Source organism: Roseateles terrae, from assembly GCF_014192155.1.
In the GTDB taxonomy this organism is placed as follows: domain Bacteria; phylum Pseudomonadota; class Gammaproteobacteria; order Burkholderiales; family Burkholderiaceae_C; genus Roseateles; species Roseateles terrae.
In genome coordinates this window covers 432,078-446,805 of the sequence record NZ_JACHXO010000002.1, presented here as the reverse complement: position 1 = coordinate 446,805, position 14,728 = coordinate 432,078, and the positions used below count along the sequence as shown (strand labels likewise).

The 14,728-nt window shown below is 63.9% G+C and carries 13 protein-coding genes and 1 tRNA gene; 12 read left to right on the top strand and 2 right to left on the bottom strand.

The window, feature by feature from the left end; translation table 11 throughout:
• The first annotated feature begins 5 nt into the window (after positions 1 to 5).
• From ispH to FHS28_RS08375, 4 genes are all read left to right on the top strand, one after another.
• Positions 6 to 974 carry a 4-hydroxy-3-methylbut-2-enyl diphosphate reductase gene (ispH, locus tag FHS28_RS08390; protein ID WP_088450297.1) on the top strand — a complete coding sequence of 323 codons (969 nt, stop codon included), beginning with the start codon at positions 6 to 8 and terminating at the stop codon, positions 972 to 974.
• Between the two features lie 116 nt (positions 975 to 1,090).
• Positions 1,091 to 2,386: a serine--tRNA ligase gene (gene serS / locus FHS28_RS08385; RefSeq protein WP_088450295.1), complete on the top strand. Its 1,296-nt coding sequence runs from the start codon at positions 1,091 to 1,093 to the stop codon at positions 2,384 to 2,386.
• A 208-nt stretch (positions 2,387 to 2,594) separates the two neighbouring features.
• Positions 2,595 to 2,685 (top strand) — tRNA-Ser (locus FHS28_RS08380).
• Between the two features lie 546 nt (positions 2,686 to 3,231).
• Complete coding sequence (locus FHS28_RS08375; RefSeq protein WP_184294399.1) at positions 3,232 to 3,789, top strand: hypothetical protein; 558 nt, start codon at positions 3,232 to 3,234, stop codon at positions 3,787 to 3,789.
• A gap of 513 nt (positions 3,790 to 4,302) precedes the next feature.
• Here FHS28_RS08375 and FHS28_RS08370 read toward each other — a convergent pair.
• Together FHS28_RS08370 and FHS28_RS08360 are read right to left on the bottom strand one after the other, a co-directional pair.
• Entirely contained in the window at positions 4,303 to 5,421 is a 1,119-nt protein-coding gene (locus tag FHS28_RS08370) for an IS3 family transposase (protein WP_246409742.1), read from the bottom strand.
• Between the two features lie 735 nt (positions 5,422 to 6,156).
• Entirely contained in the window at positions 6,157 to 6,708 is a 552-nt protein-coding gene (locus FHS28_RS08360; RefSeq protein ID WP_310736761.1) for an RNA 2'-phosphotransferase, read from the bottom strand.
• Between the two features lie 114 nt (positions 6,709 to 6,822).
• Between FHS28_RS08360 and FHS28_RS08355 the strand changes: the two genes are divergently transcribed.
• The 8 genes from FHS28_RS08355 to FHS28_RS08320 all read left to right on the top strand — a co-directional run bounded on the left by FHS28_RS08355 (position 6,823) and on the right by FHS28_RS08320 (position 14,708).
• Positions 6,823 to 7,548 carry an NUDIX hydrolase gene (locus FHS28_RS08355; RefSeq protein ID WP_088450291.1) on the top strand — a complete coding sequence of 242 codons (726 nt, stop codon included), beginning with the start codon at positions 6,823 to 6,825 and terminating at the stop codon, positions 7,546 to 7,548.
• Between the two features lie 21 nt (positions 7,549 to 7,569).
• Positions 7,570 to 8,124: an O-acetyl-ADP-ribose deacetylase gene (locus tag FHS28_RS08350; protein WP_088450289.1), complete on the top strand. Its 555-nt coding sequence runs from the start codon at positions 7,570 to 7,572 to the stop codon at positions 8,122 to 8,124.
• Between the two features lie 80 nt (positions 8,125 to 8,204).
• Positions 8,205 to 8,675 carry a GNAT family N-acetyltransferase gene (locus FHS28_RS08345; protein ID WP_184294397.1) on the top strand — a complete coding sequence of 157 codons (471 nt, stop codon included), beginning with the start codon at positions 8,205 to 8,207 and terminating at the stop codon, positions 8,673 to 8,675.
• A 113-nt stretch (positions 8,676 to 8,788) separates the two neighbouring features.
• Positions 8,789 to 10,582 (top strand): AI-2E family transporter, encoded by a 1,794-nt coding sequence (locus FHS28_RS08340; protein ID WP_184294395.1) that lies wholly within the window; start codon positions 8,789 to 8,791, stop codon positions 10,580 to 10,582.
• 352 nt (positions 10,583 to 10,934) lie between these two features.
• Positions 10,935 to 11,543, top strand: a complete 609-nt coding sequence (locus tag FHS28_RS08335; RefSeq protein WP_246409832.1) for a YitT family protein — start codon at positions 10,935 to 10,937, stop codon at positions 11,541 to 11,543.
• 283 nt (positions 11,544 to 11,826) lie between these two features.
• Entirely contained in the window at positions 11,827 to 12,696 is an 870-nt protein-coding gene (locus FHS28_RS08330; RefSeq protein WP_184294393.1) for a hypothetical protein, read from the top strand.
• A gap of 286 nt (positions 12,697 to 12,982) precedes the next feature.
• Positions 12,983 to 13,231 carry a hypothetical protein gene (locus FHS28_RS08325; RefSeq protein WP_088450279.1) on the top strand — a complete coding sequence of 83 codons (249 nt, stop codon included), beginning with the start codon at positions 12,983 to 12,985 and terminating at the stop codon, positions 13,229 to 13,231.
• Between the two features lie 379 nt (positions 13,232 to 13,610).
• A complete protein-coding gene (locus tag FHS28_RS08320) occupies positions 13,611 to 14,708 on the top strand; it encodes a sensor histidine kinase (protein WP_088450277.1) in 1,098 nt (365 codons plus the stop codon).
• The last annotated feature ends 20 nt before the right edge of the window (positions 14,709 to 14,728 follow it).

Here is a 14,728-nt window from a genome sequence, read left to right as displayed (position 1 = left end):
CGGACATGCAGTTGAACAAGGACATCATCCTGGCTGAACCGCGCGGCTTCTGCGCGGGGGTGGACCGGGCCATCGAGATCGTCGAGCGGGCGCTGAAGAAGTTCGGCGCTCCCATCTACGTGCGTCACGAGATCGTGCACAACACCTATGTGGTGAACGACCTCAAGGCCAAGGGCGCCATCTTCATCGAAGACCTCGCGGACGTGCCTCCCGGCGCGACGCTGGTGTTCTCCGCCCACGGTGTGAGCCAGGCGGTGCGTCAGGAAGCGGCGGATCGCGGCTTCCAGGTGTTCGATGCCACCTGTCCGCTGGTCACCAAGGTGCATGTGGAGGTGGCCAAGCTGCACCGGGAGGGTTATGAGTTCATCATGATCGGCCACAAGGGCCATCCCGAAGTGGAAGGGACCATGGGCCAGCTGCGGGACGGCATCTATCTGGTGGAGGAAGCCTCGGATGTGCCGCATGTGCAGGTGAAGGATCCGTCGCGCGTGGCGGTGGTCACCCAGACGACCTTGAGCGTGGACGATGCCGCGGAGATCCTGCTGGCGGTGAAGCGTCATTTCCCGCTGGTGCGCGAGCCCAAGAAACAGGACATCTGCTACGCCACCCAGAACCGCCAGGATGCGGTCAAGGTGCTGGCGCCGCAGGTGGACGTGATGATCGTGGTGGGCAGCCCCACCAGCTCCAACAGCAACCGCCTGCGCGAGCTGGCGGAGCGCCTGGGCACGCCCGCCTACATGGTGGATGCGGCCGAAGACCTGAAGGCCGAATGGCTGGACGGCCGCAGCCAGGTGGGGCTGACGGCCGGCGCCTCGGCCCCGGACGTGCTGGTGCAGGCCGTCATCGACCGGTTGCGTCAACTGGGCGCCACCACCGTGCGCAAGCTGCCGGGCGTGGAAGAGCATGTGCGCTTCCCGCTGCCGATGGGCCTGGGCGACAAGTCCATGGCCGAGGTCACCAGCGAACGATCTTGATCGCTGTTGGCTGCTGCGGCGGACGCTGATCCGTTGCCGGTCCGACCTCTCCCTGGCGCGTGGTGCGAGGCATCACGCGTCGCCCTGAGCATCCAAGAACATCGAAGAGAACTCCCATGCTGGACATCACCCAAGTGCGCAAGGACCTGGACGCCGTCATCGCGCGTCTGCAGGCGCGCAAGAATCCGCAGCCCTATCTGGACGTGGACCGCTACAAGGCGCTCGAAGCCGAACGCAAGCAGGTGCAGATGCGCACCGAGGAACTGCAGGCCAAGCGCAACTCGCTCTCCAAGCAGGTCGGCCAGCTCAAGAGCAAGGGCGAAGACGCCAGCGCGCTGATGGCGGAAGTGGGCGGCATCGCTGACGAACTCAAGGCCGGCGCCGAGCGTCTGGACGGCATCCAGGCCGAACTGACGCAGATGCTGATGAGCGTGCCCAACCTGCCACACGAAAGCGTGCCGGTGGGCAGCGGTGAAGAAGGCAATGTGGAAGTGCGCCGCTGGGGCACGCCGCGCGAGCTGGGCTTTGCTGCGCGCGACCACGTGGACCTGGGTGCCCCGCTGGGCCTGGACTTCGAGACCGGCGCCAAGCTGAGCGGTTCGCGCTTCACCTTCATGAAGGGTCCGATTGCCCGCCTGCATCGTGCGCTGGCGCAGTTCATGCTGGATCTGCAAACGCAGCAGCACGGCTACACCGAGTGCTACACGCCCTACATCGTCAACCGCGAAGTGCTGGAAGGCACCGGCCAGCTGCCCAAGTTCAAGGAAGACATGTTCTGGGTACTGCGGGGCGGCGATGAGGAAGCGGTGGAGCAGTACCTGATCTCCACCTCGGAGATTTCGCTGACCAACACCGTGCGCGACCAGGTGCTGGATGTGAACCAGCTGCCGATCAAGCTGACGGCCCACAGCCCGTGCTTCCGCTCGGAAGCGGGCAGCGGCGGCCGCGATGTCCGCGGCATGATTCGCCAGCATCAGTTCGACAAGGTGGAGATGGTGCAGATCGTCCATCCTGAGAAGAGCTATGAAGCGCTGGAAGAGATGGTGGGACATGCGGAAGCGGTGCTGCAGAAGCTGGGCCTGCCGTATCGGGTGATGTCGCTGTGCACCGGGGACATGGGCTTTGGCGCCGCCAAGACCTACGACCTGGAAGTGTGGCTGCCGGCCCAGAACACCTATCGCGAGATCAGCTCGTGCTCGAACTGCGAGGGCTTCCAGGCCCGACGCATGCAGGCGCGTTTCAAGAATGCGCAGGGCAAGAACGAGCTGGTGCACACGCTCAACGGCTCCGGCCTGGCGGTTGGCCGCACCTTGGTGGCGGTGCTGGAAAACTACCAGCAGGCCGATGGCAGCATCGAGGTGCCGGAGGCGCTGCGCCCGTATCTGGGTGGGCAGGCGGTGTTGAAGGCCTGAGCCTGTTAGGTCGGCGAAGCCCGGGCACTGCGGTTTGAAAGCCCGGGGCCGTGCGACGGCTGCGGCGGTGTTGAATGTGGACAGAACGAGTTCGCACAATCGCGCGCTGAAACTTGTTCGGGGCCTGAAAACGCTGCTACACTCTTGGTCTTTCTCGCAGTCAACCCGCGAGACGCAAACACTCCGCAAGGGGTGTGTCACCGAATCAGGGAAGGTGGCAGAGTGGTTGAATGTACCTGACTCGAAATCAGGCGTAGGGCGAACCCCTACCGGGGGTTCGAATCCCCCCCTTCCCGCCAAATTGTCCGGAGTCATCCGGGCCGCAAAAAGCCAGTCGAGAGACTGGCTTTTTGCTTTTGACCTTTAGTGTCCCGGGGTGCGTTGTTGACGAGCTCCAGCCAGTTTTGAAACGCCTTGCTTATAGAGTCGCGTACTGCAAGATTGAATACAGGTACGGTTTTCTGGTAAGGTGGCGTGCATTCTCTTAACACTGGTGAAAAGCTAAATGAAATCGAGAAACCTTCGTCTTCTTCGCGTTACCTTGATGGTATCCGCAATGGTCATGCCTGGTCTTAGCTTTGCATCGCTCTATGTGGCGACGGGGCCGGTAGTGACTCCACGAGTTGAAAGCGGCGTGGCAGTGTTTTATGTAGGTCCATTCGGCGGAAATTGTGGAAGTCGTGCTTGGGTGGACCTGTCAACTCCGATCGGCAGGAGCACCTATGCAACAGTACTCACCGCTTTTGCTTTGGGGAAAAGCGTTACGGTACGCGTAGATGATGCAGAGCCGCGTGTTTTTGGTGAATGTAAGCTGTACGATATCGCAATAAATTAAGGGGCGTGGAATGCAAGTCATTCAATTCGGAAAGATCACCGATTTCGCCATTTTCGCCCTGCTGCTATGTCTCGAGTCAGCTAGCGCAGCAGGCACGGATGCTGTTCCGAATGGCTGCTCCTATAATATGTCATTGGCGGCTGGTCAAGCTGCCAACGGAGATCATCCCGGGTCAACTTCATGGTCTCCCGAGAGTACCGCTCCAATCGGGGTTAGTTACTATTTGTTCGTGAATCCGCTCAAAAAGCAGAATGTGTGTTTGCCCGGTGTGCCAACACTAACATTTCCGATCAAGATTCAACCGGGAAATATATTATTGGGGAACATGACTATCGTGGTGGATAAGATGGTTTCTGTAAATCAGTATTCAATGTCTGGTTCAGCAGTATTTCAAAAACCGAAGCTGCCCTTAGGCTCTTACACGATTGAAGGCTATGCGGTGCAAGGCGGTGGAGGTGTAAGCTTTATGGCGGCGTTATACGTCACACCGCAGGGGGTTCCTTTCAAGGACATCAAAAAGCTCTTTGCGACGAGTGTCCTGCCGTTACTGACTTCGGTTGAGGATTAATCTCAAGTAGATGTAGGTAAGTATTCGGGGTTCCGCCCCGCGGTGAAGGCTTTCCCACGTTGGCACCAGCGCACATGAGTTTAAACTGCGATTCGCGCCCGTCGATTGGGCGAGCCGCTGACGGAGGCGCAACGCTTGATGCGCCTAGTCCTCCAACACCATCTGCGGGAGGCGCACTGGTTTATCGCTACCTATATTGGCGCGCAACCTCGTAAATTTTGGTTCGGACGATGCCAACGGCGTATCCAAATGGCACACTGCTTCTCTTTGAAATTTTCGATAACGGTTCCTGCAAGTTGAACAAGTAGGTAATTCGAACTCACTCGATTGATTCGGTAGCACGACATCCACCCGTAAGCTCCCCTGCCAAGCAGACAGTTGATTTCCAAAGTCCGCCGCTGATGATGAATTGGGGCATGAACTGCTTGGGCGGCATCCCACCCAGCGCGTCATTCGGTCGGTACTCGTTGTACTGGTCAGCCAGTTGTATTGACCCAGCGAATCCTGCTCAGGTCAGGCCGCTAATGCAAACGCTTCAGCGGGAGTTCTCATATTCAGCGCCTGATGCGGACGCCGGTGGTTGTGGAAGTGGATCCAGTCGCCGATCAGGCGGCCGGCGTGCTGCAGCGATTCGAAGCGGTAGCGATGCACGCACTGCTCCTTGAGTGTGCGGATCACCCGCTCGACCAGGCCGTTCTGCTCGGGGCTGTGCGGCGTGATGAACTCCTGTCGCAGTCCGTAGCTCCTGACCAGGGCGGTGAAGTTTCGACTGGTGAAGACCAAGCCATTGTCTGAACGCAGCAGGAATGGCGTCGGCACCCGGCCCAGCGTTCCGAAGCGCGCGATGAAGGCCAGCTCCAGCGCCGATTCAGCTGTCTTGGGCTTCCCGCTGCGCGACAGATGCCAGCCCAGCAGTTCCCGGCTGTGGCAGTCGATGACCAGCGCCATCGTCGTCCAGCCATCGCGCCCCGCCCATACCCGGCACATGTCGGTGGCCCAGCGCTCGTTGGGCGCCTTAGCCACCGAGGGCAGTGACTGAATCCGCGGCCTGAAGCCTACCGGTCGCTTTCGTACCTGCCAGCCCCTGAGCTGGAAGATGCGCTGCACCGTGTTCTTGTTGAAGCCCAGCAGGTGCGCCACGGTGCGGTACCCGAAGGACGGGTTCTCCTCAATCATGGCTTTGATCGGGGCAACGAAGCGCTCCTGCAGCGTCGGCGCGGACTTGACGGGGCGGTAGTACGCGCTGCGCCGCGGCACGTCGAACCACCGGCACAGCTTGCTGATCGAGACGGTGATGCCGTCGGCTTGCAGTCCCTGCGGATCGTCTCGATCACTTCTCGTCCTCGCCCAGCAGGGACTGCAATTTTTTTCTAGCGCGCAGCTCCAGCATCGCTTCACCGTAGGCCTCCTGCAGGTCTTCAGTTGGCGCTCGTATTGCTCGCGAACGTCCTGCGGGTTGGCTTTCAAGGCGTTCTCCATCCCCTTGCGACCGTCTTCCACCCAGCTCTCAATCTCTGAGGGCGGCAGGTCGTAGGTTCGGCTGGCCTCGGAAACGCTGGTCTTGCCCTGGATGATCTCCAGCACCAACGCCGTCTTACGCTTGGCCATCCAGCGCTTGATTTCTTCGTCCATCAACGTACTCATGGTGTCTTCCTCTCAACGGTAACACCTGAGCAGGTTTTCACTGGGTCAATACAGAGCAGGCTGCAAATCTACTCCGCACACGTGAGGGGGCAGGCCGAGGTGCATAGGGTTGGAGTTCCTATGGGCAGGCCGGTTGCGGAAAGGAAATATTTCTAAGTGGCTGACTTTATTGAGAAATTGGGGTGACTCGAAATCCGGCGCAGGGCGAACCACTACCGGGGGTTCGAATCCACCCTTCCCGCTAAATTGTCCGGAGTCACCGGGCCGCAAAAAGCCAGTCGAGAGACTGGCTTTTTTGTTGTCTTCCGAGTCGCTGACACTGATGCGGATAGAGACACTGCGACAGTCATTCGACATTCTGAGTCGCTCCCTTCCCCCTCGCATTGAGCCCGGCACGCCTTGGCCGCCTGATCAGGGATATGACGACTACGAATCGCCGGCCCTGATCCATGCAGCCGCTCAGGAACTGGGTGGGCAGTCCTTCCTCACCGGCGATCCTGCCCGTGTGGAAACTTTCCTGGCGCTTGCTCAAACTCTGGCTGAGCCGCGAGTCATCGTTTTCTGGCTGCGTGCGTCAACGTGCTTTGCTGACGATGCGGGTGCAGGGCTTCAGCGATTGGTCGCGGGATGGTCACCAGCCCTGATCCGTTGAAGAGCTACTTGGCGCGGCACGTTGACCAATTGGTGGAAGCCGGCGGGCCTGGCTGAAACGCCTGGCCCAGGTCAGGCGTCTGGCTGTATGAACTCCGGTGGCACACCATCCACCAACCAGACGCCATTGGCCGAGCATCGGAATTGATGTCCGGCACTGACCATCCGCTGAACGTCGATCTTCAGCAGTACTGGCGCGCCGTAACGGCTTCCCACCGACAAAGCTGTATCGACGCTTTCGGTGAGGTGCACATGCTGCCGTGACCGGCGATCAAGTCCTTCGCTCATGATGGCTGCCAGGAAGCGGGTCGCCGTGCCGTGATATAGCACCGGCGGTGGTGTCACCACCGGCAGATCCAGGTCGATGGCGATGGAGTGGCCCTGACTGGCACGGATGAGGCTTTCATCTTCATTGAAAGTGAACCGCTTCTTGTCGTTGGTCTCGACGACCTCCCTCAACTGCGTCATGGACACCGGCCATCCCGCTGCCGCCAGCTTTTGAAGCAGTTCATCCACGCGAGCCCAGCCGGCGGGATCCAGCACCAGGCCGATCTCCTGCGGCTGATGGCGAAGCACCAGGCTGAGGAATTTGCTGATCGACGTCAGCTTGATAGGTGTCGTCACTATTTAGTTGTTCTGAACGTCTTATGAAAGATGTACAGTACAACGAATTGTGCGCCCAGGCAAGTTGTTCTTTGCATTGACGCGGTCCCGCCCCATTCCCGAAAACAGTCCACCATGGCCAAACCCAGTGCTCCCTCCGACTTCCCCCGCCCCTTCACCACGGTGGATGTCGTCATATTCACCGTCCTGAACGAAGCGTTGAAAGTGCTGCTGGTGCAGCGCCCCTCCGGCCGAGGCGAGCCATTCCCGGGTCAGTGGGCGCTGCCCGGCGGCTATGTGGACATTGACCAGGACGCCAACCTGCTCGCTTGCGCCCGCCGTAAGCTGCTCGACAAGACCTCGGTCCGCAGCCCGTATCTCGAGCAACTGGGCAGTTGGGGCAGTGCCACCCGGGACCCACGCGGCTGGTCCGCCACCCATGCGTACTTTGCTTTGATGCCGGCTCAAGCCGTGCAACTGTCCAAAGGCGCGAATGCGGCGGACGTGAACTGGTTCGATGCCGATGAGGTCCTCGCGTCCCCCTCCCTGGCGTTTGATCACGACGAGATTCTTCGAGCCGCGGTGGACCGGCTGCGAAGCAAGGTGGAATACACCTCGCTCCCCGCTTTTCTGCTGACCGAGCCGTTCACACTGCCGCAGCTTCAGAAGATGTACGAGATCGTGCTCGGGCGGCCCGTCGACAAGAGTGGATTTCGCACGCGGATGCTTGCCGCCGACTTCCTGGAGGAAGTGGGTGTGGTCGAAAGCTCCGCTTACCGGCCCCCCATGGGCTATCGCCTGAAGGATCGCGCCTTGCCGGTTTTCTTTCCGCGCACCTTCAGCCCTCGCGGCGAACAGTGAAGGGCCTGGACGGAGATCACCATGCACCCACAGCGCACCCTGCAAGCGCGCCGCGCCAACATCGTTACTCTCGACGTGGACGCGATTGTCAACGCCGCGAATTCGTCGCTGCTGGGCGGCGGCGGCGTGGATGGCGCCATCCACCGTGCGGCAGGCCCCCAATTGCTGGAAGCTTGCCGACAGCTCCACGGCTGTCGGGCCGGGCAGGCCAAGATCACCGCTGGATTTCGACTGCCGGCGCGCTACGTCATCCACACCGTGGGTCCTGTCTGGCGCGGCGGCCGCGATGGCGAGCCAGAGCTCCTGCGCAGCTGCTACATCCGCAGCCTGGATCTCGCGCGGCCTCATGCCATCCGCTCGATCGCTTTTCCCAGCATCAGCACCGGCTCCTACGGTTATCCGGTGGAGGCGGCCGCCCAGGTGGCGGTCGCGACGGTGAGGGCCTGGCTGGAGGCGAACCCGGCCGACCCGATGGACCCAGCCGGCCCGACGAACCTAGACGTCACCTTCTGCTGCTTCTCCGACAATGATCTGGCTGTCTACGAATCGTTGCTCGGCCCTTCCGCCCCGGCCTGATGCCTGTCACCGAAACCCCTTAGACTCCGCCCCACCTCATTCCCGCATCCCCGGGCGTCAGCGCCCGTGCTCCGGCTGCCATGCCCACCGACATCACCGTCTCGCTCGAACCGGCTGCGCAGCCGGAGGTCATCGCGCTCATCGAAGCGCTGGATGCCTACCAGGTCCCGCTGTATCCCGCGGAGAGTCATCACGGCATCGACATGGCGGCGCTGTCCGCGCCCAACGTGTTGTTTGCCGTGGCGCGAGACGGGCAGGGCGCCGCCGTGGCCTGTGGGGCCATCGTGGTCGGCGCCGAGTATGGCGAGCTCAAGCGCATGTACACCTTGCCTAGCCATCGTGGGCAGGGCATTGCACGTGGGCTGCTGGCACTGCTGGAAGCCGAGGCGCAAGCCCGGGGCATCTTCGAATTCACGCTGGAAACCGGCTACCTCCAGCACGATGCCATTGGCCTTTATGAACGCCTCGGCTACCGCCGTTGCGGCTCCTTCGGCGACTACGTCGACGACCCGAACAGCGTCTTCATGCGGAAGCGGGCAGGTGCGGCATGAGCGGGCCGACGCCGTCGCAGCCATCGCTGCATCAGCCTTTGCCGCGGCTACCTTCGCATCAACATCCCTTGCCACCCCCTTCGCCGCCTCCGACGTCGCCCACCCCGCTCCCCGTGAAACTGCTGGTCGGCCTCGGCGTCCTGGCGGTGCTGTACCTGGGCCGGGAAGTGCTGGAGCCCATCACCCTCGCTGCGATGCTGAGTTTCCTGATGGCACCGGTCGTCCGCAAGCTGCGCAGCCTGGGACTGAACCAAACCACCGCCGCCATCGGCACCCTCGCACTGGCCGGACTGGTGGTGAGCGGCATCGCGATGGTGCTGGTGATGCAGCTCAGCGCGCTGTCGCGGGAGTTGCCCGCGTATGAGGAGAACGTGCGAACCAAGGTCACGCGGCTGCGCATGATGACGCTGGATCAGCTTCAGCAGGCGCAGGGCCGCGCCGGACGCATGATCGGTGACCTCGCAGCCCCGGCGGATGTGGGCGATCGTGCCGACGCCGGCGATCCCGGTGATCGCCCCTCCGGCACCAGCGACACCAAACCTGACACCAGCGCTTCCCTCATCCGGCAAATGCTGGCCGCTGTCTGGGGACCTGTCGGGGTGGTGGGTATCGTGGTGCTGGTGCTGATCTTCGCGCTGCTGGAGCAGGACGCGCTGCGCGACCGGCTGATCCGCCTCGTTGGCGGCCACGACGTGCGCGCCGCCACAGCCGCGTTCAATGACGCCGGCCAGCGGCTGTCCCGCTACTTCGTCTCGCAATTCCTGGTGAACGTCGGCGTGGGCTTGGTGATCGGCCTGCTGCTCTACGCCACCCATGTGCCGCACGCCACCATCTGGGCGGTGCTGGCCGGATTGCTGCGATTCATCCCGTACGTTGGTTTCCCCGCCGCGGCGCTCTGTGCGGGCGTGATGTCGGCCGCCATGGCCCCCGGCTGGGATCTGATGATCTCTACGTTGCTGATCTTCCTGGCGGTGGAAGTCATCGTCGCGCATGTGATCGAGCCGCAGCTTTACGGTCATGCCACCGGGCTGTCGCCGTTCTCGGTCGTGGTCTCCGCGATTTTCTGGAGCGCGCTCTGGGGGCCGGTCGGCCTGCTGCTGTCCACGCCGCTGACGCTCTGCCTGGTGGTGGCCGGCCGCCATGTGCCGGCGCTGTCGTTCCTGGACGTGCTGCTGGGTGATGCGCCGGCGCTCGACATGTCCCAGCGCTTCTACCAGCGCAGCCTCAGCGGCGATGCGGTTGAAATCCTGGCCGACGCTCGCGCCTACCTGAAGCGCCGCACGCTGGCTCGCTATTGCGACAAGGTGGTGATGCCTGCCCTGGAACTGGCCCGTCATGATTTCGAGCAGAACCTGATCACCCCGGATCAACGCCTGGCGGCTCAGCAGGTCATCGTGCAGGTCTTCGCCACGTTGACGCACAGCCCCGTGCCGCGCCGTCGCAAGGCAGCGGTGCTGGACGGCGCCGACCTGGGCATGCGTCTGCGCCAGGAACGCCTGCAGACGGAAGGGCGCTGGCAGGGGGCCCTGGATGTGCCGGCCGGCTCGGTGATGCTGTGCATCAGCATGGGCGGCCGGTCGGCCCATCTGGTGGCGGAGATTCTGGTGCGGGTGCTGCGGGACAGCCGCCTCGACGCCCGGCACGTCACCGCCGAAGAACTCACCGGCCCGCCTGACGAGGCCAAGCTGGAGGCGATCGGCACCGTGTTTGTGGTGGGCGCGTCGGTGCAGGAGCACGATGCGGAAGAGGCCCGGCTGCTGAATGAGTGCCTCGCTCAGTTGCCATCGGCACAGGTGGTGATGGTGATGCCACCGGGGCAGGCGACCCATGACCCGATTGGCAACGGCCGCGCGCATCACACCGCCTATTCCTTCGAGGAAGTGCTAGGGCTGCTGCCGAGACAGTGACCGCGACGGTGCACTGAAGTGATCCGGTCGGGACGGCGGCCCGGTGGAGACGGCGCGGATCCTTCCCCTCTGCGGAGCTGGCACCGATCCTCGCCGCGCTGCCTTGATGGCGCCGATCCTTCCCGCGCTGCGCACGTGGCGCGGATCATCCCGCTTTGCGGACGCGGCGCCGATCCTTCGCGCACTGCGCAGGATGAGCGCCGTTCCCGGAAATTAGAGCGCCGGCCCGACTCACATCAGGGTTCTCCCGGGGGATACTCGCCGGCACGTTTTCTGCTTCGTCTACGGGATGAGTGACCGACCCCTGCACCTCCCCGTCGATGCCGCTGCCACCACCCCGGCGACGGTGACGATGGATGACCTGACCATCCGCTCACATACCCTGTTTGAGGATGCCCAGGCGATTTTCACTGGCACGCTGTTCGTGTCGCTGGCCCTGATCCTGTTCGCCCAGGCGGGCCTGCTGACCGGCGGCACCGCGGGCGCCGCGTTCGTGTTGCACTACGCGACCGACGTCAGCCTGGGCCGGCTGTTCTTCCTGATCAACCTGCCGTTTTACTGGTTCGCCTGGACGCGCATGGGCCGGGAATTCACGATCAAGACCTTCATCTCGATTGCGCTGCTGTCGCTGATGACCGAGTTCTCGCCGCGCCTTTTCGCCATCGACCGGCTCCACCCGGCCTATGCGGCGGTGCTGGGCGGCTTGCTGCTGGGCTCGGGCTGCCTGTTCCTGGCTCGGCACCGCGCCAGCCTGGGCGGTGCCACCATCGTGTCGCTGTATCTGCAAAAAGCCAGGGGCTGGCGCGCTGGCAAGGTACAGATGGCCATGGACTGCGCCATCGTGCTGCTGGCCTTGACGGTGATCTCACCGGAGCGCGTGGCCTACTCGGTGCTGGCGGCGGTGGTGATGAATCTGTTCATTGCTGTGAACCACAGGCCGGGACGTTACGCGGTGCTGTGACGATGCCCCGCGCGACAGGGCAGGCCCCTCTTGGCCGCCTGCGACTTCACTGAAGGGGTCAGGGTTAACCCTTTATCTGCGGCGAGATGGGGCACTGCGGCGCGACAAACTGCCCACTCCATTCAACTGGCGGAAAAAAAGTGTGTCGGTTTCATAAATCGCCCTAAAGTCGTCCGAGACATGGCCGAAAAACCGAACATGCCCTGAAAAGGTAAGCAGGCGGGAAGCGTTCCCGCCCGGCATCCGCTGGCCGATTCCGCGGAATCCTTCGTGGAGGCACATCATGATCTCTGCTCTCGCAACAACCGCGACCAGCTCCGCTTCCAGCGCTGCGCCGCTGCGCAGCCGCGAGCAGGAGTCCGTCAATGCCGCGGAGGCTCCCGAAGCCTCTGCGGTCGTCACTTTGTCCGCCGCTGCCACGTCGCTCGCGGCGCGTGAGGCGTCGACCCCGGTACGTCCGACAACGGTCCCGGCTTCGGCCAAAGCGGCCAGAACGGACGCCGGTTCGACTTCCATCGCCATAGGCGCCGAAGACGCCGCGGTCGGTTCCGCTGCGTCGGTCGCCCCGGCTACCGCCACCAATCCGCCGGTCAATGCGGCCACAGCCGTCCCGCCTGCGGTGGCCAACAGCCCGGCGCCGGCACGCGCCGCCGCCGCTGGCGTCGCGCCCGTAGTGCCTGCCGCCAGTGGCGGCGCACCGGCTTCGACTGCTCGAGCGCCCGCCGCAACAGCCGCCGCTCCAGCCGCAACGGGCGCCGCACCAGCCGCAACGGGCACCGCACCAGCCACAGAGAGCGGCGCTGGTGCCCCCACGGGGTCTACATCCACGACTTCAGCTGCTTCTGCATCTGCATCTGCATCTGGTTCGGCTAGACCGTCGGCCACGGCCACGCCAGCGGCCACGCCAGCGGCCACGCCGGCGACCACGGAAGCGTCCAGCGCCAGTTCCGCTTCCACGGTGTCGCTGGTGCCCAACCTGATCTACGCACCGGCCGACAGCAATGAAAACGGCGTGATCTCGGCCGCCGAACAGAAGGCCTATGACCTGGAGCAGTTCCCCGAAGGCGTCGAGCTCAAGTCGTCGCCGGTGCCGCCCCCGCGAGTGAGCCAGGAACTGCGCGAGTACGTGGCGGTGTCCCAAGGCGGCGACTGATCGCGGCTATTGGCCCCGCTGTCGTTCTCTTTGCCGTTCTCCTGGCGTTCCCGCTGTCGTCCCCGTCCTTGGAACGGGTGACGCGACGGTTCCGCGCCGGATCCTCCCTGCGGCCCGCACCACGGGGATCGTCCCTGAATGCCTCCCCCGACGCCATTTCAGGCACCGCCGACCCTCGCCCCCGCTCACCACCCCCATTGGTGTGCACACCTCAGGTGGGTAGCTCATCTCCCCCATCACGCGCACAGTCCCCCTATCGTGGCCAACGGGCCACCAGGAGACGGACATGCATTTCGCTGAAGTCGATACAGGCGACTATCGCATCTACGCCGGCGCCATCGAGCGACCCCGCCAGTTCGGCTACGTGGCCGCGGTGGTGGTCATGCGGCAGGGCCGCGCCCCGGACAAGCGGGAAGCTTATCGAGACGAAAACCTCGCTGGCGGGTACGGTTGGGCCACGCCGGCCGAGGCGCTGCGCTTTGCCATCAATGCTGGCAAGGAAGCAGTGATGTGCAACATCGGCATGCGGGCCTGAGCCGTGGCGCACACCCTCCTTGCGGGACGCCGCCGCACGCTGCTCATGGTGGGCAACATCCATTTGGTGGTGGAAGCCGCGCCGCGCTGCGCCGCCAGAGATCGACAAACCCGCCCGGCCCGCGTCGTGCCGCAGGGCGGCTGGTGTCGCAAACGAGCCTGCCGGGCAGCGCCCCGCTCCGCGCCCACCGCTCGATGAGCAACCTGAACTCGCTGAGCATCCACAGCCTCTGAGCATCCGCAGTCCGCTGAGCGCCCGGAACCCAATGAGCGTGCGCAGGGCGCTTTGAAGGCGCGGCTCAGGCCGCCCAGCCCGTCTTTCGTCGCTTCCCCGCTGTTCTGCCCTTGGAGCCGCCGGGGCCCGCCGCTATCGTGGGGGCATGTCCTCTCCGCCGACCGCGACTCCACGCCCCAGTTTCCGCGCGCCGGGCCAGCCCTGGCACGGATTCGTCTCCTATCTCACGCCGCGCCGTCTGGCCCTGGCGCTGGTCCTGGCCACGCTCGCCGCTGCGGCGCTGGACCCCATCTTCATCATCCCGTTCCCGGTGCTGCTGGGCCGCACCATGTTCGTCGGCATGCTGGCGCTGCTGGCGTTCTCGGCGGCCGGCCAGTGGCCCCGTCGCCTGCCGCGCTGGTGGGCGCGCTGGTTCTTCCAGGTGGTGGTGGTGGCGGCCGCCGTGCCGGTGGCCACCTTGGTCGTCTACCTGGTGGCCGTCGGCGGCGACCTGGCGAGCCTGGTCCAGTCCGAGGCCCGGATGCTGGGATTCATGTGGATTGCCGGCTCGGGCCTGGTCGTTGGCCCCTTGCTCGCCATGGGGGCGCTGTACCGACAGCGGGACGCCGAGGCGCGCAATCAGGCGCTGAGCTTTGAGCTGGAGCGCAGCGAGCTGGAGCGACAGGCGCTGGATGCCCGTCTGCGCCTGCTGCAGGCACAGGTAGAGCCTCACTTCCTCTTCAACACGCTGGCGAATGTCCAGGCCTTGGTGGAAACCGGGTCGCCGCAGGCGGCTCCGGTGCTGCGCAGCCTGATTGCGTACCTGCGCGCCGCCATGCCGCGGCTGCAAGGGGAGAGCGCCACGCTGGGTGACGAACTCGCGCTGGTGCAGGCCTATCTCGAGTTGATGCACCTGCGCATGCCGGACCGGATGAGCTTTACCGTCGAGGTGTCACCGGCGCTCAGCGGCCTACGGTTCCCGCCGATGGCGTTGCTCACGCTGGTGGAGAACGCGGTGCGGCATGGCGTGGATCCCAGCGAGGACGGCGGCCGAATCGAGGTGGGCGGCGACCAGCAGGGCGGACGCATACGCCTGTGGGTGAGCGATACCGGTGTCGGCCTGCAGCACGAGATGGGAGCCGGGACCGGGTTGCGCAACCTGCGTGAGCGGCTGACGCTGTTCTACGGCCTCTCGTCCACACTGGAACTCACCGAAAATCAGCCGCATGGCCTGCGTGCCGAACTTAATTTTCCGTCGCCCTAGCATCGTCGCCCGCACGCCAC

Bases quoted from the DNA above. Each gene is read 5' to 3' on its own strand.
- ispH (WP_088450297.1), top strand. From the start codon at position 6: ATGCAGTTGAACAAGGACATCATCCTGGCTGAACCGCGCGGCTTCTGC.
- serS (WP_088450295.1), top strand. From the start codon at position 1,091: ATGCTGGACATCACCCAAGTGCGCAAGGACCTGGACGCCGTCATCGCG.
- FHS28_RS08375 (WP_184294399.1), top strand. From the start codon at position 3,232: ATGCAAGTCATTCAATTCGGAAAGATCACCGATTTCGCCATTTTCGCC.
- FHS28_RS08370 (WP_246409742.1), bottom strand. From the start codon at position 5,421: ATGGACGAAGAAATCAAGCGCTGGATGGCCAAGCGTAAGACGGCGTTG.
- FHS28_RS08355 (WP_088450291.1), top strand. From the start codon at position 6,823: ATGGCCAAACCCAGTGCTCCCTCCGACTTCCCCCGCCCCTTCACCACG.
- FHS28_RS08350 (WP_088450289.1), top strand. From the start codon at position 7,570: ATGCACCCACAGCGCACCCTGCAAGCGCGCCGCGCCAACATCGTTACT.
- FHS28_RS08345 (WP_184294397.1), top strand. From the start codon at position 8,205: ATGCCCACCGACATCACCGTCTCGCTCGAACCGGCTGCGCAGCCGGAG.
- FHS28_RS08335 (WP_246409832.1), top strand. From the start codon at position 10,935: ATGGATGACCTGACCATCCGCTCACATACCCTGTTTGAGGATGCCCAG.
- FHS28_RS08330 (WP_184294393.1), top strand. From the start codon at position 11,827: ATGATCTCTGCTCTCGCAACAACCGCGACCAGCTCCGCTTCCAGCGCT.
- FHS28_RS08325 (WP_088450279.1), top strand. From the start codon at position 12,983: ATGCATTTCGCTGAAGTCGATACAGGCGACTATCGCATCTACGCCGGC.
- FHS28_RS08320 (WP_088450277.1), top strand. From the start codon at position 13,611: ATGTCCTCTCCGCCGACCGCGACTCCACGCCCCAGTTTCCGCGCGCCG.